The 21,091-nt window shown below is 70.0% G+C and carries 27 protein-coding genes; 4 read left to right on the forward strand and 23 right to left on the reverse strand.

Annotated elements, in window-relative coordinates:
* From ACXKZF_RS08670 to rpsB, 9 genes are all read right to left on the reverse strand, one after another.
* Positions 1 to 723 (reverse strand): alpha/beta hydrolase, encoded by a 723-nt coding sequence (locus ACXKZF_RS08670; protein ID WP_243222225.1) that lies wholly within the window; start codon positions 721 to 723, stop codon positions 1 to 3.
* Complete coding sequence (locus tag ACXKZF_RS08675) at positions 723 to 1,010, reverse strand: hypothetical protein (protein ID WP_055954171.1); 288 nt, start codon at positions 1,008 to 1,010, stop codon at positions 723 to 725. The genes ACXKZF_RS08670 and ACXKZF_RS08675 overlap by 1 nt, the downstream gene beginning before the upstream one ends.
* A gap of 9 nt (positions 1,011 to 1,019) precedes the next feature.
* Positions 1,020 to 1,742: an aggregation-promoting factor C-terminal-like domain-containing protein gene (locus tag ACXKZF_RS08680; protein WP_235561241.1), complete on the reverse strand. Its 723-nt coding sequence runs from the start codon at positions 1,740 to 1,742 to the stop codon at positions 1,020 to 1,022.
* 46 nt (positions 1,743 to 1,788) lie between these two features.
* Entirely contained in the window at positions 1,789 to 2,361 is a 573-nt protein-coding gene (locus ACXKZF_RS08685) for a DivIVA domain-containing protein (RefSeq protein WP_055954168.1), read from the reverse strand.
* Positions 2,358 to 3,407, reverse strand: a complete 1,050-nt coding sequence (locus ACXKZF_RS08690) for a phosphatidate cytidylyltransferase (RefSeq protein WP_055954165.1) — start codon at positions 3,405 to 3,407, stop codon at positions 2,358 to 2,360. Before ACXKZF_RS08690 ends, ACXKZF_RS08685 begins: the two co-directional genes overlap by 4 nt.
* A gap of 5 nt (positions 3,408 to 3,412) precedes the next feature.
* Complete coding sequence (frr, locus tag ACXKZF_RS08695) at positions 3,413 to 3,967, reverse strand: ribosome recycling factor (RefSeq protein WP_055954162.1); 555 nt, start codon at positions 3,965 to 3,967, stop codon at positions 3,413 to 3,415.
* A gap of 75 nt (positions 3,968 to 4,042) precedes the next feature.
* Positions 4,043 to 4,759, reverse strand: a complete 717-nt coding sequence (pyrH, locus tag ACXKZF_RS08700; protein ID WP_055954160.1) for a UMP kinase — start codon at positions 4,757 to 4,759, stop codon at positions 4,043 to 4,045.
* 133 nt (positions 4,760 to 4,892) lie between these two features.
* Positions 4,893 to 5,720, reverse strand: a complete 828-nt coding sequence (gene tsf, locus ACXKZF_RS08705) for a translation elongation factor Ts (RefSeq protein WP_055954158.1) — start codon at positions 5,718 to 5,720, stop codon at positions 4,893 to 4,895.
* 154 nt (positions 5,721 to 5,874) lie between these two features.
* Positions 5,875 to 6,810, reverse strand: coding sequence for a 30S ribosomal protein S2 (rpsB, locus tag ACXKZF_RS08710; protein ID WP_488983954.1), 936 nt, complete (start codon positions 6,808 to 6,810; stop codon positions 5,875 to 5,877).
* 304 nt (positions 6,811 to 7,114) lie between these two features.
* On the opposite strand from rpsB, the gene ACXKZF_RS08715 reads away from it, so the two are divergent.
* A complete protein-coding gene (locus ACXKZF_RS08715) occupies positions 7,115 to 7,588 on the forward strand; it encodes a murein hydrolase activator EnvC family protein (protein ID WP_488983955.1) in 474 nt (157 codons plus the stop codon).
* A 73-nt stretch (positions 7,589 to 7,661) separates the two neighbouring features.
* Here ACXKZF_RS08715 and ACXKZF_RS08720 read toward each other — a convergent pair whose 3' ends face one another.
* From ACXKZF_RS08720 to ACXKZF_RS08765, 10 genes are all read right to left on the reverse strand, one after another.
* Positions 7,662 to 8,249, reverse strand: a complete 588-nt coding sequence (locus ACXKZF_RS08720; protein ID WP_488983956.1) for a hypothetical protein — start codon at positions 8,247 to 8,249, stop codon at positions 7,662 to 7,664.
* Between the two features lie 287 nt (positions 8,250 to 8,536).
* Entirely contained in the window at positions 8,537 to 9,502 is a 966-nt protein-coding gene (locus ACXKZF_RS08725) for a tyrosine recombinase XerC (RefSeq protein ID WP_488983957.1), read from the reverse strand.
* Between the two features lie 97 nt (positions 9,503 to 9,599).
* Positions 9,600 to 10,775: a DNA-processing protein DprA gene (dprA, locus tag ACXKZF_RS08730; RefSeq protein WP_488983958.1), complete on the reverse strand. Its 1,176-nt coding sequence runs from the start codon at positions 10,773 to 10,775 to the stop codon at positions 9,600 to 9,602.
* A complete protein-coding gene (locus tag ACXKZF_RS08735; protein ID WP_488983959.1) occupies positions 10,772 to 12,295 on the reverse strand; it encodes a YifB family Mg chelatase-like AAA ATPase in 1,524 nt (507 codons plus the stop codon). Before ACXKZF_RS08735 ends, dprA begins: the two co-directional genes overlap by 4 nt.
* A complete protein-coding gene (locus ACXKZF_RS08740) occupies positions 12,292 to 12,654 on the reverse strand; it encodes a YraN family protein (protein WP_055954136.1) in 363 nt (120 codons plus the stop codon). Before ACXKZF_RS08740 ends, ACXKZF_RS08735 begins: the two co-directional genes overlap by 4 nt.
* A 91-nt stretch (positions 12,655 to 12,745) precedes the next feature.
* Complete coding sequence (locus tag ACXKZF_RS08745) at positions 12,746 to 13,066, reverse strand: DUF2469 family protein (RefSeq protein WP_055954133.1); 321 nt, start codon at positions 13,064 to 13,066, stop codon at positions 12,746 to 12,748.
* Positions 13,067 to 13,235: 169 nt separating this feature from the next.
* On the reverse strand, positions 13,236 to 13,889 hold the full coding sequence (gene rnhB / locus ACXKZF_RS08750) for a ribonuclease HII (RefSeq protein WP_243222217.1): 654 nt from the start codon (positions 13,887 to 13,889) through the stop codon (positions 13,236 to 13,238).
* The gene (gene lepB / locus ACXKZF_RS08755; protein ID WP_055955347.1) at positions 13,886 to 14,635 is read right to left on the reverse strand and encodes a signal peptidase I; all 750 of its coding nucleotides are present in this window, start codon (positions 14,633 to 14,635) and stop codon (positions 13,886 to 13,888) included. The genes rnhB and lepB overlap by 4 nt, the downstream gene beginning before the upstream one ends.
* Before the next feature lie 144 nt (positions 14,636 to 14,779).
* Positions 14,780 to 15,127, reverse strand: coding sequence for a 50S ribosomal protein L19 (gene rplS / locus ACXKZF_RS08760; protein WP_055955342.1), 348 nt, complete (start codon positions 15,125 to 15,127; stop codon positions 14,780 to 14,782).
* A 174-nt stretch (positions 15,128 to 15,301) separates the two neighbouring features.
* Positions 15,302 to 15,793, reverse strand: coding sequence for a hypothetical protein (locus ACXKZF_RS08765; RefSeq protein ID WP_055954127.1), 492 nt, complete (start codon positions 15,791 to 15,793; stop codon positions 15,302 to 15,304).
* Between the two features lie 115 nt (positions 15,794 to 15,908).
* On the opposite strand from ACXKZF_RS08765, the gene map reads away from it, so the two are divergent.
* Positions 15,909 to 16,691 carry a type I methionyl aminopeptidase gene (map, locus tag ACXKZF_RS08770; protein WP_488983960.1) on the forward strand — a complete coding sequence of 261 codons (783 nt, stop codon included), beginning with the start codon at positions 15,909 to 15,911 and terminating at the stop codon, positions 16,689 to 16,691.
* Positions 16,692 to 16,896: 205 nt separating this feature from the next.
* On the opposite strand, the gene trmD is transcribed toward map, so the two are convergent.
* The 4 genes from trmD to rpsP are packed head-to-tail and all read right to left on the reverse strand — an operon-like array spanning position 16,897 to position 18,902.
* Positions 16,897 to 17,586 (reverse strand): tRNA (guanosine(37)-N1)-methyltransferase TrmD, encoded by a 690-nt coding sequence (gene trmD, locus ACXKZF_RS08775; protein ID WP_243222214.1) that lies wholly within the window; start codon positions 17,584 to 17,586, stop codon positions 16,897 to 16,899.
* 1 nt (position 17,587) lies between these two features.
* Entirely contained in the window at positions 17,588 to 18,250 is a 663-nt protein-coding gene (rimM, locus tag ACXKZF_RS08780) for a ribosome maturation factor RimM (protein WP_488983961.1), read from the reverse strand.
* The gene (locus ACXKZF_RS08785; RefSeq protein ID WP_055954116.1) at positions 18,250 to 18,480 is read right to left on the reverse strand and encodes an RNA-binding protein; all 231 of its coding nucleotides are present in this window, start codon (positions 18,478 to 18,480) and stop codon (positions 18,250 to 18,252) included. The genes rimM and ACXKZF_RS08785 overlap by 1 nt, the downstream gene beginning before the upstream one ends.
* Before the next feature lie 5 nt (positions 18,481 to 18,485).
* Complete coding sequence (rpsP, locus tag ACXKZF_RS08790; RefSeq protein ID WP_183419910.1) at positions 18,486 to 18,902, reverse strand: 30S ribosomal protein S16; 417 nt, start codon at positions 18,900 to 18,902, stop codon at positions 18,486 to 18,488.
* 233 nt (positions 18,903 to 19,135) lie between these two features.
* Here rpsP and ACXKZF_RS08795 point away from each other — a divergent pair, with 233 nt between their 5' ends.
* Positions 19,136 to 20,299 (forward strand): glutamate--cysteine ligase, encoded by a 1,164-nt coding sequence (locus ACXKZF_RS08795; protein WP_055954110.1) that lies wholly within the window; start codon positions 19,136 to 19,138, stop codon positions 20,297 to 20,299.
* Positions 20,300 to 20,347: 48 nt separating this feature from the next.
* Positions 20,348 to 21,082 (forward strand): SGNH/GDSL hydrolase family protein, encoded by a 735-nt coding sequence (locus tag ACXKZF_RS08800; protein ID WP_488983962.1) that lies wholly within the window; start codon positions 20,348 to 20,350, stop codon positions 21,080 to 21,082.
* Positions 21,083 to 21,091 lie beyond the last annotated feature (9 nt).

Raw genomic sequence — 21,091 nt, forward strand, 5'->3', positions numbered from 1 at the left:
TCAGTCGGCGACGTCGCCGTCCCACTCCACGGGCAGCGGCAGGGCGTCGGGGACGACCGCGGCGACGATCTCGGTCAGCACGCGGCGGGTCTGCGTCTCGCCCACCCACAGGTGCTTGCCGCCCTCGACGGCGATGAGGGTGGCATCCGGGACCGCGGCGAAACGCTCGCGCGCCGCGTCGGGCCGCAGGTAGTCGTCGAATTCGGGCACGAGCACGACCATCCGACGCTCGTCACCCGCCCAGGCGGCGACCTCGTCGGCGGTCGCGCGGTGAAGGGGCGGCGACAGCAGGATGACGCCTTCGATGTCGTGGTCGCGGCCGTACTTCAACGCCAGCTCGGTGCCGAACGACCAGCCCACCAGCCACGGCCGCGGGAGACCCCGCTCCCGGACGAAGTCGACCGCGGCCGCCACGTCGAACACCTCGCTCGCTCCCCCGTCGAAGGCGCCCTCACTCGTACCCCGGGGCGAGGTCGTCCCGCGGGTGTTGAAGCGCAGCACGGCGATGTCGGCGAGAGCGGGAAGGCGGCCGGCGGCCTTGCGCAGGATGTGCGAGTCCATGAATCCACCCGCTGTCGGCAGAGGATGCAGCGTCACGAGAGTGGCGACCGGCGCCCGGTCGGCGGGGAGAGCCAGCTCACCGACGAGGGTGAGGTCGTCGACCGTGTGCAACTCGATGTCTTCCCGACGGGCGGGAAGCAGAACGGGGCCGCGAATCTCCATCAGGCGATCCTCCAACAGTGTGTGTGCCAGTGTCGACGTGCCGCCAGGTCGGCGGCGTCGCCGAGGACGCCGTCAGCGCGCCAGACGACGAGATGAGCGGTCCCCGTCAGAACCGCCCGCCCGCAGCCGGGACAGATGTAGTCCTTCTGCGCCTGCGGGGCGGAGATCGGCTGCACGGTCCACTCGATGCCGCGTCTGACCTCGGTGCGCTTCCACCCGGCGATGAGGCGGTCGAGGGAGTCGTCGCCGCGATCGGGCTCCGGGCGTCGTTTACGGGAGCGGGGCATGGATGCCGCTCACCACCAGTGGTTGTTGGTCCAGAACGCGTAGGCGCCGGCCCAGCTGCCGTAACGGCCCGTGGCGTAACCGGTGGCCCAGCGCAGGTTGTCGACGGGGTCGTAGCCGTTGCCGGGCACCTTGCTGCACGGAAGCGCCTGGACGAGCCCGCACGCCCCGGACGAGCGGTTGGTGGCGTTGGGGTTCCACCCGCTCTCGCGGCTGACGATGTAGTCGACGTAGCCCATGTCGGACTCGGCGATGCCCGCCGCGGCCATCCACTCGGCGGGAGCCCCGCCGCCCGTGTAGAACAGCGGCCCGGAACTGCCCGCCGACGACTCGGAGTCCGACTCGCTCTCGCGCGTCGAGGTCGGGGTCGGCGTGGGCGTCGGTGTCGGCTTGGGCTTGACGTAGACGTTGTAGCTGGAGCGATCGAGCTGCGGCGCCTGCTTCTCGCCGAGGGTCGAGACCGCCTGCGTGTCGTCCAAGCCCTCGGCGTAGAGCGTGACCGTCCGCGGCTCATCGGCCTGCGCGGGCTGGAGCGCCGCACCCATGGGGCCTACATAGGCCACCGTGAAGAGCACCGCCGCGCAGGCGCCGAAGGCGCCGACGACGCCGCGGCGGCGTGACCAGCGGGGGTTGGCTCGACGGGGCATCACCGGAGGGATCACGTCGTGTCCCGTCTCGCCGCGACGGGCGACACGGGGCGATGAGGTGCGGGAGAGGTGCGAACCGGAAGTCACAGTGCCGCTGAGTCTACCGAGGCGCGGCGGGAGGTGTCATCCGCCCTCATCCGACGGCGAGCATCACATCGACGACGGCGTCGAGGACGGCGTCGACCTGAGCTTCGCGGTACCCGCCGCGTTGCATCCGGAAGGCCACCGCACGCACCTGATCGGGGGTGACGGGGTCGCCCGCCGCGAGATACCGCGCCACGCGGTCGGCCACCACGTCGACCTCGTCGACACGGTAGCCGTAGCGGAGGATGCCCACACGCTCGAAGCGCGACCCTCTCGGACGACGCAGACGATCGAGGACGACCTGAGCGGTGTCCCGGGTCTCGGCGACCCACGCGCGGGCCCCGAGTCGCGACAGGGCGTGTTCGCGCTCGCGTGCCGCGAAGGCGTCTTCGACCCGTCCGAGGGCGGCATCGACAGCCGTGACGGAGTAGCCCCCGCGCACGAGGGGGAACGCCGCCGCGCGGACGTCGGAGGACCGGAGCGTCCCGACGTCGTCGCTCTCGAACACTTCGCGCGCACGGGAAAGGAACGTGTCGACGGCACGTCTCTCGTAGCCCTTCGCCCGACCGGAATCGGGGAACGGCATCGCCTCGACCTTGTCGTGGATCTGCGTCTCGCTCATGACACTCCCAACGGTGCGAGGAGGTAGTAGGTCACCAGGGCGGCGGTGGCTGACGGCAGGATCGAGTCGAGGCGGTCGAGCACTCCGCCGTGCCCGGGCAGCCAGGAACTCATGTCTTTGATGCCGAGATCGCGCTTCACCATCGACTCACCGAGATCCCCGACCGTCGCCGTGGCCAGCACCACGGCACCGAACACCAGGCCCGCCCACCAGGGAACCTGCAGCATGAACACGGCAAGGAGCGCGCCCGCGACGAGGGCGGCGACGCAGGCACCGGCGAAGCCCTCCCACGTCTTCTTGGGGCTGATGCGGGGGGCCATCGGATGCCGCCCGCCCCGCCCGAAGGTGAGGCCCGACACGTACGCGCCGGTGTCGGCGGCGACGGCCAGGATGATGAAGGCCAGGACCCACCACTCGCCGCGGGGTTGCGCGAGCAGCACCACCGCCATGCTCGTGAGGAAGGGGACGTACAGCTGGACGAATCCCCCGACCAGCACATCGCCGATCACGTCGATCCGAGCACGGCCGTCCGACGCGATCATCTGGGCGATCACGCGCCACACGACGACGACGACCACGGCGGTGAGGGCCGCGATCCAATGCACCCAGGGACCGAGGAAGAATCCGCTCAGCAGAAGCAGTGATCCCATCACGAGCTGCGGAACCACGTCGACGCGACGTCCTGCGACCTGCAGAGCGCGGGAGAACTCGAGCACCCCGAGGACCATGGCCGCCCCCGCGAAGAACACGAAGAGCCACTTCACGAAGATGAGCGAGGCGACGAGGACCGCGCCGATGCCCACGCCGATCAGCGTCGCGACGATGAGGTCGCGACCGGTGCGTTGTTTGAGCCGCTCATTCGCTTGCCCGAACTCCGCGCGGGCATGGGCGATGTGCTGCTCGGCATCCGTGCGCATGGCACGCAACTGCGATTCGATGGCCGTCACGCCCTCTCCCGTGACCGGTGAGCGGCGCGCGGCCTCTTCCCGACGCGAGCCGGGCAGATCGACCGGCTGATCTTCGCCGGTCTCAGGGGCGTCGGGCATTCGGATCAGACCTCGAGCAGCTCGGCCTCTTTGCGCTTGAGCGCCTCGTCGATCATGTCGACGTGCGTGCGCGTGACGGTGTCGAGCTCCTTCTCGGCGCGTACGAGCTCGTCTTCGCCGACGTCGCTCTTGAGAGCGTCCAAGTCGTCTTTCGCCTTACGACGGAGGTTGCGCACCTGCACCTTCGCGTCCTCACCCTTGCCGCGAACGATCTTGACGTACTCTTTGCGGCGGTCCTGGGTGAGCTCGGGCATGGTGACACGCACGATCGTGCCGTCGTTCGTCGGGTTCACGCCGAGGTTGGGCATGTCGCGGATGGCCTGCTCGATCGCCTTCAGCGCCGTCTTGTCGTACGGGTTGATCACGAGCGTGCGGGCCTCGGGGTTGTTCAACGACGCGAGCTGCGCGAGGGGTGTCGGCGACCCGTAGTAGTCGACCAGCACCTTCTGGAACATCTGGGGGTTCGCGCGGCCGGTACGGACGGTCGCGAAGTCCTCCTTGGCGGCCTCAACAGCGCGATCCATGCGCGCTCCGGCATCGGCGAGGACATCGGCGATCACGGTGACTCCATTCGTTGGGACTGACGTCTCAGTCTAGTCGCGCGCGGGCCCGGCTCCCCGGGCCCGCGCGGCGCGTCACGCGGTGACCAGGGTTCCCATGGTCTCGCCCAGCAGCGCGTCGGTGACGTTGCCGGGCTCCATGCCGAACACGCGCATGTCGATGCCGTTATCCATGCAAAGGCTGAACGCGGTCGAGTCGACGACCTTGAGCCCCTTCTGCAGGGCGTCGCGGTAGGTGATGTGGTCGAGCTTCGTGGCGGAGGAGTCGGTGCGCGGGTCGGCGGTGTAGACGCCGTCCACGCCGTTCTTGGCCACGAGCACCTCGGTCGCGCCGATCTCGAGTGCCCGCTGGGCGGCGACCGTGTCGGTCGAGAAGTAGGGCAGTCCCGCACCGGCGCCGAAGATCACGACGCGCCCCTTCTCGAGGTGGCGGACGGCGCGACGCGGAATGTAGGGCTCGGCGACCTGGGTCATCGAGATGGCCGACTGCACGCGGGTGGCGGCTCCGGCCTGCTCGAGGAAGTCCTGCAGGGCGAGGGCGTTCATGACGGTGCCGAGCATCCCCATGTAGTCGGCGCGTCCGCGGTCCATGCCGCGCTGACTGAGCTCGGCGCCGCGGAAGAAGTTGCCCCCACCGACCACGATCGCGATCTCGACCCGGTCGACGGCCTGGGCGATCTCTCGCGCGATCTGACTCACGACATCCGGGTTCACGCCCAACTGGCCGCCCCCGAACGCCTCCCCCGACAGCTTCAGAAGAACTCGGCGGCGCTTGCTGGCCTCATCGATCACGTGTGGTGTCCTCTCGTCTTGAACAAACTATCCCCCGCGCGTTTCCTGCGTGCGTCCGCGGCGGTCGCAGCGGGAGCCCGGGCAGGGAAAAGGCCCGGGATGCCATGGCATCCCGGGCCTTGTCATGCGTGCGTTACGCGCCGACCTTGAAGCGGGCGAAGTCGGTCAGGGTGAGACCGGCGTCGGACGCGACCTTCGCGACGGACAGCTTGTTGTCCTTTGCGTAGTCCTGGTCGAGCAGCGAGACCTGCTTGAAGAAGGCGTTGACGCGGCCCTCGACGATCTTCGGCAGGGCGGCCTCGGGCTTGCCCTCGTTGCGGGAGATCTCGGTGACGATCTCGCGCTCCTTGTCGACGTCGGCCTCGGGCACGGCGTCGCGGGTGAGGTACGAGGGGTTCGCGAACGAGATGTGCTGCGCGATGGAGCGAGCGGTCTCGGCGTCGTCACCGGTGTAGGCGAGCACCACGCCGACCTGCGGAGGCAGGTCCTTGCTGGTCTTGTGCAGGTACACCTCGAACTTGTCGCCCGAGATCGTGCGCACGCGACGCAGTTCGACCTTCTCGCCGATGATGGCGGCCTCGTCGGAGATGAGCTGCTCGACGGTCTTGCCGTCGGCGTCGGCGGACAGGGCCGTCTCGACCGAGTCGGCGCCCGCGGCGGCGGCGGCGTCGACGACCTTGTCGGCCAGAGCGATGAAGCGCTCGTTCTTGGCGACGAAGTCGGTCTCGCAGGCGAGCTCGAGAAGCGTTACGGAACCGTTGGTCTCGCGAGCGGCGACGAGGCCCTCGCTCGTGGAACGGTCGGCGCGCTTGGCGTTGCCCTTGGCACCCTTGAGGCGCAGGATCTCGACGGCCTTCTCGACGTCGCCGTCAGCCTCTTCGAGCGCCTTCTTGGTGTCGACCATGCCGGTGCCGAGCTGCTCGCGCAGCGCCTTGATGTCGGCGATCGTGAAGTTTGCCATGGTGTGGCGGTCTCCTTGTCGTTTTCGTTCTCGATGTGAGCCCGGCGGGGCCGTGTCGCCACCCTCGAGCGAGGGGGCAGTCACGACCCCGCCGGATCGTAGCCTGTGCGGGTGACGCACCGTTCACGCGATGGTGAACCGGGCGTCGCGCGGCTTACTTGCTGTCGGTGGCCTCGGCGTCAGCGGCCTCGGCGTCGGTTGCCTCGGCGTCGGCGACCTCGGTCGCGGTCTCGCCCGACTCGGCGGCGACGGTCTCGTCGTGAGCCTCGGCGCCGGCGGTGTCGGCGGGCGACTCCGTTGCGGCCTCGGTGGACTCGGCGTTCGTCTCGGCGGGCGTCTCGAGCAGGTCGCGCTCCCACTCGGCGAGGGGCTCGGCGGCCTCGTCCTCACCGGCGGGCTGGTGACGCTGGATGAGGCCCTCGGCGGCGGCGTCGGCGATGATGCGCGTGAGCAGGCTCACCGAGCGGATCGCGTCGTCGTTACCGGGGATCGGGTACTGGAACTCGTCGGGGTCGGCGTTGGTGTCGAGGATGCCGATCACGGGGATGCCGAGCTTCTTGGCCTCGTCGACCGCGAGGTGCTCGCGCTTGGCGTCGACGACCCAGATGGCCGACGGGGTCTTCTGCAGGTTGCGGATACCACCGAGCGACTTGTGCAGCTTGTCGAGCTCGCGCTTCTTGAGCAGCAGCTCCTTCTTGGTGAAGCCGCTCTCGGCCGGGTTCTCGTAGTCGAGCTCCTCGAGCTCCTTCATGCGGGCGAGACGCTTCGACACCGTCTGGAAGTTGGTGAGGAGGCCACCGAGCCACCGCTGGTTGACGTAGGGCTGGCCCACGCGGGTCGCCTGCTCGGCGAGGACTTCCTGCGCCTGCTTCTTGGTACCGACGAAGAGGATGGTGCCGCCGTGCGCGACGGTCTCCTTGACGAACTCGTACGCCTTGTCGATGTACCCGAGCGACTGCTGCAGGTCGATGATGTGGATGCCGGAGCGCTCCGTGAGGATGAAGCGCTTCACCTTCGGGTTCCACCGGCGGGTCTGGTGTCCGAAGTGAACGCCGCTGTCGAGCAGCTGGCGGATGGTGACGACGGCCATGGTCGTACTCCTGTTTCTGAGCGCTTTCGCGCCGTGGTTGTGGTTGTTCGCGTCAAGCGGTTCGCCTGACGAGCCTGGTGCCCGGCGCACACCCGCCACCCGCCGGAGCGGAGGACCATGGGGTGTGGATGCCGCGCGGTGCGTCATTCGCGAGAACGACGCGGTGCGCAATGGGCACGCGGAGTCATCCCGACATGCGGGATGCATCCCCCAGCATACAGGACCGCTCCTCCCCACCGCGTGCCGGTCCCCACCCGCGTAGAGAGCGCGGCCCGCCGGAGAACGCGCGCGGCAGACTGCCTCGATGATGTCGGCATCCCTCCGTTCCTTCGCGGTGCTCGCCGCGCTCCTTCTCGCGGCACCGGAGCCACTCGCCGACCTCGGATGGGTGTGGCCCGTCGAGCACGTCCAGGTCGTGCGGCCCTACGAGGCTCCGGCCCACGCCTACGGACCGGGCCACCGGGGACTCGATCTCTCATCCGGCGAGGTCGTCCGCTCCCCCGCCGACGGGCACGTGGCGTTCGCGGGCGAGGTGGCCGGTCGCCCGGTGGTGACGATCGATCACGGGGGCGGGCTGGTGACGACGCTCGAGCCCATCGCCTCCGATCTCGCCGTCGGCGATGCCGTCGCGCGGGGGGCTCCGGTCGGTCGGCTCACAGCGGGCGGGCACACCGCGCCGCGGACGCTGCACTTCGGGGTGCGCCTGGACGGGGAGTACGTCAACCCGTTACGGCTGCTCGGTGGCGTGCCGCGGGCGGTCCTGCTCCCGTGCTGCTGACGGTCGCGGCCCGTGGTGACGCTGCCGCACGGGGTGGCGCGCTGACGACGTCGCACGCGCACGTACCGGCTCGTCAGCGGATCTTGTTGCCGCTGCCCGACACGACCGCCGACCCGACTCCACCTCCGGAGCGGACGACGTTGTCGTGTCCACGAACCGTGACCGAGGGGATACCCGATGCCGCCTCGGTGGTGGTGCGGTCGCCCTCGATCTCGATACGTCCGATGCCGGCCGCCGAGAACACCGCGCCGTCGTCTCCCTGGACGATCACCTCGTCGGCGGCGGCGACCTGCACACGGATGCGATCACCCGAGATGCGGAGCGTTCCCACGGTGGCCGCGGACGCGTCGACCGTGAGCGCGGAGCCGGCGACCGTCAGCTCGGTACAGGTACCCGTGACGCGGAACGACTGTTCGGCGCCCGACACGGTGCGACTGCCGTCGCCGCAGTCGAGCGCGTCGGCGTCGGGCGGTGAGGATGCCGAGGGCGAGGGAGCGAGGGGGGTCGCCGTCGACGACGGGGCCGCGGTCTGAGCGAGTTGTCCGTCGGGGCTCGGGGGCAGGCGCGATTCGGCCGGTCGCGGGGCGCTGACGTAGATGCACCCCGCCAGGAGGGTGGTGAGGGCCGCCACGCCGAAGAAAGGGAGCAGACGGCGGTTCATGACCTCACGGTAGGCCCGGAAGAAGGCGCTCACCAGGGGGACGTCTCCCCCGACGGGTGGGCACGATGGGGTGCCCATGCGGGGTCGATTCGGTCGCGCAGGTCGCGGGGCGCGACAGACCGGACGGCGTCGGCCCGGGGTGGGCCAGGCGGGTGCGCCGGCCGCGCGTGACGTGGGGACGGCTCTACCTCAGGCGCGTGAGTGCGCTGTCCGCGCGGGAGGTGAGGACGGCTCTGCCACAGGCACGCGGGTGCGCTGACCGCGCGGGAGGTGAGGACGGCTCTGCCTCAGGCACGCGGGTGCGCCAGCCGGTAGGCCTCGCGCAGGCGTTCAGCCGACACATGCGTGTAGATCTGCGTGGTGCCCAGGCTCGCGTGCCCGAGGATCTCCTGGACCGCGCGCAGGTCGGCTCCCCCGTCGAGCAGGTGCGTCGCCGCCGAATGACGGAGGGCGTGGGGTCCGAGGACGTCGGTGCCGACACGCGGAGCGACCGTCCGTGACACGAGCGAGTGAACAGCCCGGGGACCCAGTCGTGCCCCCCTCGCCCCCAGGAACACGGCGCGCGCATCACCCGTCGCCGCGAGCCGGCGCGGTGCGGACGCGGCCTCATCTCCACGGCCCTCGTGCAGGGCCGCCTGACGGCGCGCCACGAGCACGGGACGACCTCGGACGAGGTAAGCCTGCAGGGCGCGCTCAGCTGGAAGACCGAACGGCACCACCCTCTCTTTGTCGCCCTTTCCTCGCAACCGAAGGGTCCGTCGTTCGTGATCGATGTCGTCGAGGTCGAGCCCGCAGATCTCCGATACCCGCGCACCCGAGCCGTAGAGCGCCTCGAGGATCGCGTGGTCGCGCAGGGTATTCGCGTCCCCGCTCTCCGCGGCCGCGGCGGCGTCGGAGAGTACGTCGTCGAGAGCGTCGGCGGTCGCCACCGTCGGCAGGGTGCGACCACGCTTGGGCGAGACCATCCGCTGCGACGGGTCGACCTCTACCAGCCCCTGCTCTGCGGCCCATCCGAACATCCCCCGCACGGTCGAGGTCCGTCGGGCGGCCGTCGCTTTCGCCTGCCCGGCTTTCGTCGCCTGCCACTGCCACTCGCGCAGATCGTCGACCTCGACGTGGGAGATGTCACGGTCGCCTATCGCTCGGACGAGGTCGGCGAGATCAGCCCGGTAGGCGCGAACCGTTGCGGGCGACAGGCGCCGCACGTCGGCGACGTGGGCGAGATAGCCCTCGACGACCTCAGACGTGCGCATTCGTCCAGACTGCCCCGACGCCGCTCGAATGCGTCCGCCACGCGCCGAAACCCCACGAGACGAATCGGTCCCCACACCGCCTGCGACGCCGCACCCCCTAGCCTGTTCGTCGTCCGCCCGGCGCGTCTCGCGCGATCGTGCGCCACGTGCCGTCGTCCTCGCGGAGCACCCGACCTTCCAGCTCGGCGAAGCCCAGCAGGACGGCCGCTTCGTCGGGCGCGAGTCCGCTGCGGCGCGCGACCTCGTCGGGCGAGCGTCCCGTGCGCGACGACAGCGCGTCGAGCAGACGAGTGGTGGCGTCGGTTCGTGCCTGCCCCGCTGCCGCCGGCGGCGGCGGCCCACCGGCACCGAGCATCTCCAGCACGTCGGCTGCCGAGGTCACGCACACGCCGTCGTACTCGCGGAGGATGCGGTGACACCCCGCCGACGCGGCGCTTGTCACCGGTCCCGGAACCGCGCCGAGCGGGCGCCCGAGCGTTGCGGCGTGAGCGGCGGTGTTCAGCGAGCCACTGCGCCATCCTGCTTCGACCACGACGACCGCGTCGGCCATCGCCGCGATGAGCCTGTTCCGCGTGAGGAAGCGCCATTTCGTCGGCGCGGCACCGCATGGCGTCTCGCTCCACACGGCCCCCGTGGCGGCGATCTGAGAGAGAAGGGCCTCGTGACCGCGAGGGTAGGGACGATCGACGCCTCCGGCGAGGAAGGCGACCGTCGCCCCACCCGCAGACAGGGCTGCTCGATGGCAGGCACCGTCGATGCCGTAGGCGGCGCCGGACACGACCGCGACACCCGCCGCGGCGAGATCTGCCGCCAGGTCGACCGCAACACCCTCGCCATAGGCCGTAGACGCGCGGGCGCCCACCAGGGCGACGGCGGGGCGTTCGGCATCCGTCACCGCGCTCCGCCGCCAGAGCGCCAACGGCGCGTGCGCGCCGAGGTCGTCGAGACGCGTGGGCCACGCGGCATCACCGGGCACCACGAGCGATGCCCCGCACCGCCGTGCCGCATCGAGCGCCGCGTCGACGGCGCCCGGCTGCCCTCGCGGCGCCCAGCGAGCTCGCGCCCGGCGCACCTCGGGATCCTCCGAATCGTCGATTCGGCGCAGCGCCTCGATCGCTCCGTGCTCGGCGACGAGCGCCCCGGCCACACCGTCACCCGGTTCGACGAGCACGCTCCACACCGCCCGCGCGTACGCATCTTGGGCGGAAGTCTGTTCCTCACCGCGAAGCCCCCGCACCGCCACCGTCGCCGTCGCCGCGTCGATCGGGATCACGCGCCCGCCCCCTGACGGAGATACAACGCTCGCCCGACGTCATCGAGCCGCAGCCGGTCGTGACCGGCGAGGTCGGCGACGGTCCACGCGACCCGCAGCAGACGGTCGTAGCCGCGGAGCGTCAGCGCCCCGCGACGCAGTGCCACGTCGAGGGGCCGGAGCACCTCCGGCGGCGGGGCTGCCGGCCCCCTCAGCCACGTGCCGGGTACATCGGCGTTGCGGCGCCAAGCCGTCGACGACCATCGCCGCGCGGCGCGCACCCTCGCCTCGGCGACCCGGTTCCGCGCGTCGGCGGAACTGACGACTCGCGCGTCACCCTCTTGGCGGGCCGACGTCACGCGTTGCAGTCGCAGGTCGATGTCGATGCGATCGAGGAGCGGACCCGACAGGCGACGCGAGTACCGGCGGATTGCCTGCGGCGGGCACTCGCAGGCTCCCCCGGGAACGCCGTACTGGCCGCAGGGACACGGATTGGTCGCGATCACCAGCTGGAACCGCGCGGGATACGTCGCCGCGACACCTGACCGGTGCACCTGGATCGTGCCGCTCTCGAGCGGCTGCCGCAGTGCATCGAGCACGGAGGCGGGGAACTCGCCGCCCTCGTCGAGGAACAGCACGCCGTCGCTGGCGCGGGCTATCGCGCCGGGGCGGACGACACCGGATCCGCCGCCGATGAGCGCTGCTGCCGTCGCCCCGTGGTGCGGGCTCTCGAAGGGAGGCGTGCGTGAGAGCCGCGTCACGGTGTCGCCCGCGAGTGAACGGACCGAGGCGACCGACAGCGCCGCATCGTCATCGAGGGGCGGCAGGATGCCGGGGAGCCGACGCGCGAGCATCGTCTTGCCCGCGCCCGGCGGCCCGCTCATCAGGATGTGGTGGCCACCAGCGGCCGCGACGATGAGTGCGTCGACAGCCTCGGGCTGTCCGACGACGTCGGCGAGGTCGAGCAGGGTCTCGTCGGAGGCCGCATCCCTCGGCGCCTCCACGGCGACGAGCTCGGCCGCATCGCTGCGGCCGCCGTGCCAGCGCACGACCTCGGCCAGACACGAGGCCGCGAACACCTCCGTGCCCTCCACGAGCCGGGCTTCGGCGGCGTTGGCGGTCGGGACGACGACCCGGCCGTGCCCGGCTCGCTGCGCCGCCATGACAGAGGGCAGGACGCCGGGAACCGGACGCAGCCGTCCGTCGAGACCCAGCTCGCCGATGTGGACCGTCGTCGCGACGCGTGCGGCATCCATCTCCACAGACGTCGCCAGAGCGGCCACGGCGATGGCCACGTCGAAGCCGGATCCGCGTTTCGGCAGGCTCGCCGGCGAGAGGTTCACCGTGATCCGCCGCTTGGGCAGATCGAGACCTCGATTGGTGCAGGCGTTGCGCACGCGCCGCCCCGCTTCGCCGAGCGCCTTGTCGGGCAGGCCGATGATGGAGAACTCGGGCGTCTGCGATGAGACATCGGCCTCCACCTCGACGAGATCGCCCCGCAGGCCGGAGAGGGCCACCGCCCACGTTCGCGCGACGGTCACAGGGCGTCCTCGAGGTGCTCCAGGCGGGCCGTGGCCGGGTCGCCACCGGTCAGCCCGATCGCATCGACGCGGAGCCGCCGCCCCCGCGCGAGATCCGGATGCGCCGCGAGCCACGCCATCGCCAGTCGCCAGAGGCGCGTCGCCTTGCGCTTGTCGATCGCCTCGAACGGATGCCCGAAGTCTTCGCTGCGCCTGGTCTTCACCTCCACCACGACGAGCGTCCCGTCGCGTTCCGCGACGATGTCGATCTCGCCCTGGGTGCACCGCCAATTGCGCGCGATGATGCGGTAGCCGTCACCTGTCAGGTAGGAGACGGCGCGGTCTTCCCCGGCTCGGCCGAGGTCGTCTTTCGCTGCCATGCCCGAGAGCGTGGCATCCGGGTCCCCCGGCTCGCGGGCCGATTCAGCTCGTCCGTGGAGAGCTGAGCGAGATGCGCCCTGGGGAGGAACCTCAGTCGAGCGACAGCTCGTCGGGCAGCTGGAAATCGTGTCGCGAGAGCTCTTCGACGTTCACGTCCTTGAACGTGAGCACTCGCACCGACTTCACGAAACGGTCGGCGCGGTAGATGTCCCAGACCCACACGTCGGTCATAGAGATCTCGAAGTAGAAATCGTGCTCGGTGTCGCGGCGCACGACGTTGACGTCGTTCGCGAGATAGAACCGACGCTCGGTCTCGATCACGTAGGTGAACTGGCGCACGACATCGCGGTACTCGCGGTATAGGGCCAGCTCGAGTTCGCGGTCGTAATCCTCGAAGACGTCGTCATCCATGGTCTTCCCATCCTAGGCGCGCACCGTGGTCCGAGCGGCACGACGATGCACGCCCGGGCGCGTCCGCCGGATGCCCGACCAGCCGAAGCGCGCGCAGAAAGACACACGACGGTCGGACGACCCGTGCCGCCGACTGCAGAGCCGGTCGACGCACCGCCCGGTCACGCAGTCAGAACAGCGTCGGCGCCGCCGCGATCGCCCACGAGTGGCGGTGGTGCACGCTCATGCCGTGCGTCGTGATCGCATCGCGATGGTCGAGGCTGGCGTAGCCCTTGTTGCGCGCCCAGCCGTAGGCGGGCAGGTCGTCGTGCAAACCCGTCATCAGCGCGTCGCGTGCGACCTTGGCGATGACGGATGCCGCGGCCGCACTCGCGCAGTCGCGGTCGGCCTTGATGACGGGCTTGACGTTCAGGCCGGACTCGCCGGCCGGGGTGATGTAGTCGTGGTTGCCGTCGAGGATCACCAGCGCCTCTTCGGGCACCACGCCGTGCGCACGCAGGTCGGCGATGGCCCGGACGGCGGCGAGGCCGAGCGCCCGGATGATGCCGATCTCGTCGATCTCGACCGAACTCGCCCACCCCACCGCACTGTGCTGCACGAAAGCGGCGGCCCGCGCCGCCACCTCGGGTCGGCGCGCCTCGGGCACGAGCTTCGAATCGCGCAGGCCCGCCGGCACGCGTTTGCGAGAGCGGGCGGGGTCGATGACGGCCGCCCCGACCGCCACGGGCCCGGCGAGGGCTCCGCGACCGACCTCGTCGCACGCGATGACGATCGCGTGCTGCTTCAGCACGCGACGCTCGAAGGTGAGGGTCGGTTCGATCACTGCTCGGGCGGCGCGGGAACGCCCGCGAACACATCGTGATGGAAGTCGATCAGGCCGAACCGTGTGAACGGCCAGGTGATGAGGAACGCCCGGCCCACGACGTTGTCGACCGGCACGAAGCCCTTGTTCGGCTGGTCCTGGTTGAAGCGCGAGTCGCGCGAACTGTTGCGGTTGTCGCCGAGCACCCAGAGCGATCCCTCGGGCACGGTGACGTCATAGGGCACCGGCTCGGGCGACGTCGCACCCGGGGCGAGGCGCACGTAGCTCTCGTCGATGGGGACGCCGTTGACGGTCGTCTGGCCGAGGGCGTTGCAGCACACCACGTGGTCGCCCTCGGTGCCGATCACGCGTTTGATCAGATGGTCGTCACTGTCGGGGGCCGAGAGGCCGAACAGCGAGAGCACCCAGTCCGCTCCCTCGACGACCGGAGACCGCTCCTCGGTGGGCTGGGAGGGAAGCCATCCGCCGGGATCGCGGAACACGACGATGTCTCCGCGGGAGTACTCCCCGAACCGCGGGGTCAGTTCGTCGACGAGGATGCGGTCCTTGATCAGCAGCGTGTTCTCCATCGACGCCGACGGGATGTAGAACGACCGCACCACGAATGTCTTGACCAGGAACGACACCAGCAGGGCGATGGCGATGATGACGATCAGGTCGCGGAAGAAGGCCCCCCACCCGCGGCGACGCCGCTCGGGAGCGGCGGTTTCCGTGGCATCCGGGGTCGAGGCGGTCTGGTCGCTCATGTGTTCCTTCACCGGGTTGGTCGCACGCCGACCGAACCGCACAGACCAGGGTCGCACACCCGGATGCCGCGCGTTGACCGTGTCGCCCGCGAAAACGCCGAACGCCCCGTGGGTGAATCCCACGGGGCGTTCGAGAGAGCCGACTCAGCGGTCGCGCTTCTCCTTGATCTTGGCCTTCTTGCCGCGGAGGCTGCGGAGGTAGTAGAGCTTCGCGCGACGCACGTCACCGCGGGTGACGACCTCGATGTGGTCGATCACGGGGCTGTGGACCGGGAAGGTGCGCTCGACGCCGACCTGGAAGCTGACCTTGCGGACGCAGAAGGTCTCGCGCACGCCGTCGCCCGAGCGGCCGATGACGACGCCCTGGAAGACCTGAATACGCGAGCGGCTACCTTCGACGATGTTCACGTGCACCTTGACGGTGTCACCGGGGCCGAAGGTGGGGATGTCGGAGCGGAGCGAGGCCGCGTCGACGGAGTCGAGGATCTGCATGATCGTCACTTCCTGCGACCGCCACAGGTCGATCGCACGATAAAAGGGAAAAGGATGGGACGTGCCCGAGGCCGCGGATGCGACATGACTCCCCTGAGGCAGAGCCGGTCAGGGCACAATCGTCCATTGTGCCACGCGGGAGCCGCCCTGCCAAAACGGTCGACCCTCCAGGGGTCAGTCGGAGCGACGGTTCTCGGGAACGACGATGACCTCGCCGGCCACGGGCGGCTGCATGCGGTCCGTCGTCGGCGGGATGTAGGCCGTGCCGTCGGTCGTGTGCAGCACCGTCACCACGCCGCGCGCTTCGTTCCACAGCTGCGCGAGCGATGACCAGAAGAGCAGCAGGGCTCCGACGATCGACAGCACGAGCAGCGGGAAGAACACCCGCGAGTCGAACATGCCGAGCGCGATGATCACGAGGTGCCAGACGCCGAGTCCGGCGAGATCGCGCCACGACACCGCACGTGTCTCGCGGACGCTCGCACGAGCGCGGATCACCAGCGACAGCAGCAGCTGGGAGACGAACACCGCCGGCACGGCCACGAACAACCACAGCAGCGCCCACCCGCTACCGCCCGAGAACACGATCCACCCGACGAAGAGCCAGAGCGGCAGGACGAAGGCGGCGGGGAACAACCAGCGGAGGAACAGTCGGCGCAGCACCATGAGGCGATGCTAGAGCGCGCCGATGTGCGGGGCCTTTGAGAATGCAATGGTGCGACGGCACCACGGCAACCGGCCTTGATCGGGGAGAATAGAGGTTCCACGAGAGGATTCACCCATGATCGAACTGCGTACGCCGGCCGAGATCGATGCGATGCGACCCGCGGGGCGCTTCGTCGCGGAGGTGCTGGCGACGCTCCGCGACGAGACGAAGGTGGGCACCAACCTGCTGCACCTCGACCGCCGCGCACACGACATGATCCGCAAGGCCGGCGCCGAGTCCTGCTACATCGACTACCACCCGTCGTTCGGCGCGAGCCCGTTCGGCAAGGTGCTGTGCACCTCGATCAACGATGCGGTCCTGCACGGTCTCCCCCATGACTACGTGCTGCGCGACGGCGACCTCGTCTCGCTGGACTTCGCGGCCTCGGTCGACGGCTGGGTCGCCGATTCCGCGGTCTCATTCGTGGTCGGCACCGCCCGCGACGAAGACCTCGCGCTCATCGACACCACCCAGCGCGCTCTCGCCGCGGCCATCGACGCCGCGACCGTCGGACACAAGATCGGCGACATCTCCGCCGCCATCGCCGCCGTCGCGCACGCCGAGGGCCTCTCGATCAACACCGACTTCGGCGGACACGGCGTCGGGCGCACCATGCACGGCGACCCGCACGTCGCCAACGACGGCAAAGCGGGACGCGGCTACCCGCTGCGGGCGGGCCTGGTCGTCGCGCTCGAGCCGTGGTTCCTGCACACGACCGACGAATTGATCACCGACGCCGACGGCTGGACGCTGCGCAGCGCCGACGGATCGCGGGGCTCGCACTCCGAGCACACCGTCGCGATCACGCCCGAGGGGCCCATCGTGCTGACCGACCGCTCGTTCCTCGGCGTCGACTGACCTCGAGAGACCGGATGCCGCGGCCTCGAGGTCGCGGCATCCGTCACGTCCGGCCCGCCCTGCGCCGCGAGACGCTCGGAGAAGCGTGCGCTTTTCGCAGATTACGCGTCAGGATCTGCGGGGAGACCGCCGCTCTGCGAGATCGGCGTACGCCCGACGGTGCCGGCCATCCCGGATGCCGCAGCGCTGTGGTCGCGCCCAGCGATCAGTCGGACAGCAGGTCGGGCCGACGCTCGCGCGTGCGCACGAGCTGCTGCTCGCGTCGCCACGCAGCCACCGCACCGTGGTTCCCGCTCAAGAGCACGGGCGGCACCTCGCGCTCCCGCCAGAGGGCGGGCTTCGTGAACGAGGGGTACTCGAGGAGGCCGTCCTCGTGTGATTCTTCGACCAGGCTCTCGGGATTTCCGACGACGCCGGGGATGAGGCGACCGATCGCCTCGACCATCGCCATGACGGCGACCTCTCCCCCGTTGAGCACGTAGTCGCCCAGGCTGAGCAGACGCACGTCGCCGAGCTCCGCGGCGTAGTCGAACACGCGCTCGTCGATGCCCTCGTACCGCCCGCAGCCGAAGACGAGGTGCGGCGCGACCGAGAGCTCACGGGCGGTGGCCTGCGTGAAGCGCTCACCGGCGGGCGAGGGGAAGACGATGACCGGGCGCGCGACCGCGTCACGCGTCACGGCATCGAGGGCCTCACCCCAGGGTTCGGGCTTCATCACCATGCCGGCACCACCGCCATAGGGCGTGTCGTCGACGGTGCGGTGGCGGTCGTGGGTGAACGCGCGCAGGTCGTGCACATGCACGTCGAGCAGACCGCTCTGCCGAGCCTTGCCCAAGAGCGACACCTCGAGGGCGTCGAAGATCGTGGGGAAGATCGACACGACGTCGATGCGCACGTCAGTCCTCGCGGGTGTCGGAGTCCGCCTCGGACGCGGCGGGATCGGACTCAGCCGAATCGACGTCGGCCGGCTCGGGCTCGTCGTCGGCCTCGGCCGGGAGATCTTCGAACAGCCCCGCGGGCGGGGTCACGACGACACGGCCACCGGCGATGTCGACCTCGGGCACGATGGCGCTCACGAAGGGCACGAGCACCTCGCGGTCTTCACCGGAGGGGCGGACGATCAGAAGGTCTTGCGCGGGGAAGTGATCGACCCGCGCGACCCGGCCGATGACGGCACCGTCGCGGACGACGTCGAGACCGACCAACTGGTGGTCGTACCAGGCGTCTTCCTCGGTCGGGGCGGCCTCGGTGTCTTGGTCGATCCACAGGATCGCCTTCACGAGGGCCTCGGCCGACGAACGGTCATCGACGCCTTCGAAGAAGACGACCGGGTGGGAGTTCATCCAGCGGAACTCGCGGACCGTCAGCTCGCGGCCATGCCACGGCGAGGACTTGGGAACCTGCAGGGTGAAGGAGCTGCCCGCGACGAAGCGCCCGTCGGGGTCGTCGGTGTACAACTCGAGCTTGAACGCGCCCTTCAGGCCGTGGGCCTTGACGAGTCGTCCGACGCGGAGCTGGGTGTTGGCGGGCTGCGCGCCCGCCACGTCGCCGGTCGCCATCAGTCGTCGGCGACGTCGACGCGCACGCGACGACCATCGGCCAGAGCGGTGATGAGCGTGCGCAGCGCCTTGGCGGTGCGTCCGCCGCGCCCGATCACGCGACCCCGGTCATCGGGGTGCACGCGAACCTCCAGCACGTCTCCGCGAGGAGAGGTGCTGGAACGGATGGTCACGTCATCCGGGTGATCGACGATCCCCTTGACGACGTGTTCGAGCGCGGCAGACAGCACGAGGATTACTCGGCCGAGGTCTCGGCGGCGTCCTCAGCGGGCGCCTCGGCGGGGGCCTGGTCGGCCTTCTTCTCGGCCTTGGGCTTCACGACCGACTTCTTCGAGGCGTCGACCTCGAACGCGGCCTTGGGCTCGCGCACCTTGACGGTGGAGACGGCGTTCGCGTCGCCCTTGAACTTGCCCCAGTCGCCCGTGAGCTTGAGGATGGCGGCGACCTGCTCGGTGGGCTGCGCGCCCACCGACAGCCAGTACTGCGCCCGCTCCGAGTCGACCTCGATGAACGAGGGCTCCTCGGTCGGGTGGTACTTGCCGATCTCCTCGATGACACGACCATCGCGCTTGGTGCGCGAGTCGGCGACGACGATGCGGTAGTAGGGCGCGCGGATCTTTCCGAGGCGCTTGAGACGGATCTTGACAGCCACGATGACTCCTGATGATGAAAATGAACGAACCGAACGCCTGGAGCGTGGGGTGCACACCCGGCGGAAGCTCAAAAGGGGGGACCGCCACTGGATAGAGGGTCGAGTGGTGGGTCCGACCCTCTATTCTGCCAGATCCTTTCGCCTCACCGTGACAGGTGAAGCGAAACGACACGGAACGTCGCGCAGAGTAGCGGAGCGTCTCCCTGCGAGGGCACCGTGTCAGACTGGGCCGCATGAGGCTGCCGTTCGCTGCATCGACGCGTTCGTCCGTGGGTCTGGAGTGGGAGCTCATGCTCGCCGATCGCGAGACGGGCGATCTCGTCCCCCGCGCTCCTGAGATCCTCGAGCATCTCGAGGACAAGACCGCGCTCGAACGCTTCACCGTCACCGGCGAACTGCTGACGAACACGGTTGAGGTCACCAGCGGCGTCGGGCACACGGTCGCCGAGGCGGTCGACGACATCGCGGATGCCATCGGCGCCCTGCGCGAGCAGACCGAGCCGCGCGGAGTCGAGATCCTGTGCGCCGGCAGCCACCCGTTCGCGCAGTGGTTCGACCAGCAGGTCACCGACAAGACGCGGTACCACACCCTCATCGAGCGCACCCAGTGGTGGGGGCGGAACATGATGATCTGGGGCATCCACGTGCACATCGGCGTCGACGACGTCGAGAAGGTGATGCCGATCGTCAACGCCCTGAACGTGTACCTCCCCCATCTGCAGGCGCTGTCGGCCTCCAGCCCCTTCTGGGCCGGCGAACGCACCGGCTACGCGTCGAACCGCGCACTCGTGTTCCAGCAGCTCCCCACCGCGGGCCTGCCCTGGCAGCTCGGCAGCTGGGGCGAGTTCGAGGACTACCTCGACGACATGGTGCGCACAGGGGTGATGGCGGATGCCAGCGAGGTGCGCTGGGACATCCGTCCGGCGCCGAAGTGGGGCACGGTGGAGATCCGCGCGTGCGACGGCATGTCGACTCTGCCCGAGCTCGCGGCCGTCGCCGCTCTCGCACAGACACTCGTCGAGCACTTCTCACGTCTCCTCGACGAGGGGCGTGAGCTGCCCGGCATCCCGCCCTGGTACGCCCGCGAGAACAAGTGGCGCGCCGCCCGGTACGGCCTCGATGCCCGGGTGATCGTCGACCGCGCGGGAACGCAGCGCCCGGTCGTGGAGCACCTGCGCGAGACGATGGAGGAACTCGCCGACATCGCGCTGGAGCTGAAGTGCGCGAGGGAGTTCGCGAGCCTCGAGACCATCCTCGCCACCGGCGGTAGCTCGGCGCGTCAGATCGCGGTGGCCGAGGCCGCCGACGGCGACCTGCGGGAGGTCGTCCAGCACCTGATCCGCGAATTCCGCGGCGGCCCGACGCTGCGCGAGCACCTGGCAGCCCTGCGTGTCTGAGTCGTCTTTCGACGCTGGCTCATAGGCGACCGCTCGTAGGATCGCGGCATGATCTCGGGACGCAGCGCTCCGGCTGTCTCGCTGACGGCCCTCGCAGCCGTGGTCGTGGCCCTGGTCGCCGGGTGCGCGGCCGTGCCCGTGACCGCCGACTCCGCCACCCCGCGACTCCTGCCGGCGCAGCTCGCGGCATCCCCCTCCCCCGCACCGTCGACGAGTGCAACCCCCTCTGAGCGGGTGGTCACTCTCGGCGACTCGGTGATGTCAGGCTTCGGGCTCCCGGCGCGGGACGCATGGCCGCGGCTGCTCGCCCAGCGGACCCACCTCTCACTCGTCAACCTCGCCTGCCCCGGAATGGGCTTCGTGGTGGAGGGCGATTGCGGAACGCCGTACGCCGGGCTCGTGCCCGCGGTGGCCGCCCTGCAGCCCGACCTGGTGATCGTGCAGTCGTCCAGCAACGATTTCTGGCAGGACCCCGACGAGATCCGCTTCGAGACCGCCGACACCGTCGAGCGCCTGCACGAGGCCGCGCCGGACGCGCTCATCGTCGCCCTCAGCACCATCTGGAACGACGATCCCGAGGTACCCGACGACACCGCGGTCACCTCCGACGCGCTGCGCGACGCCGTCGAGGCGGTCGGCGGCACGTACATCGACATCGGTCAGCCGCTCGTCGGACATCCCGAGTGGTTGCAGAGCGACGACGTGCACCCGACCGCCGGCGGGCAGCGTGCGATCGAAGAGGCGGTGGCGTCGGCCCTGCAGGGCGCCGCGGTGCTGCCCTGAGATCGGACG

It is taken from the genome of Microbacterium sp. ABR10, from assembly GCF_057812175.1.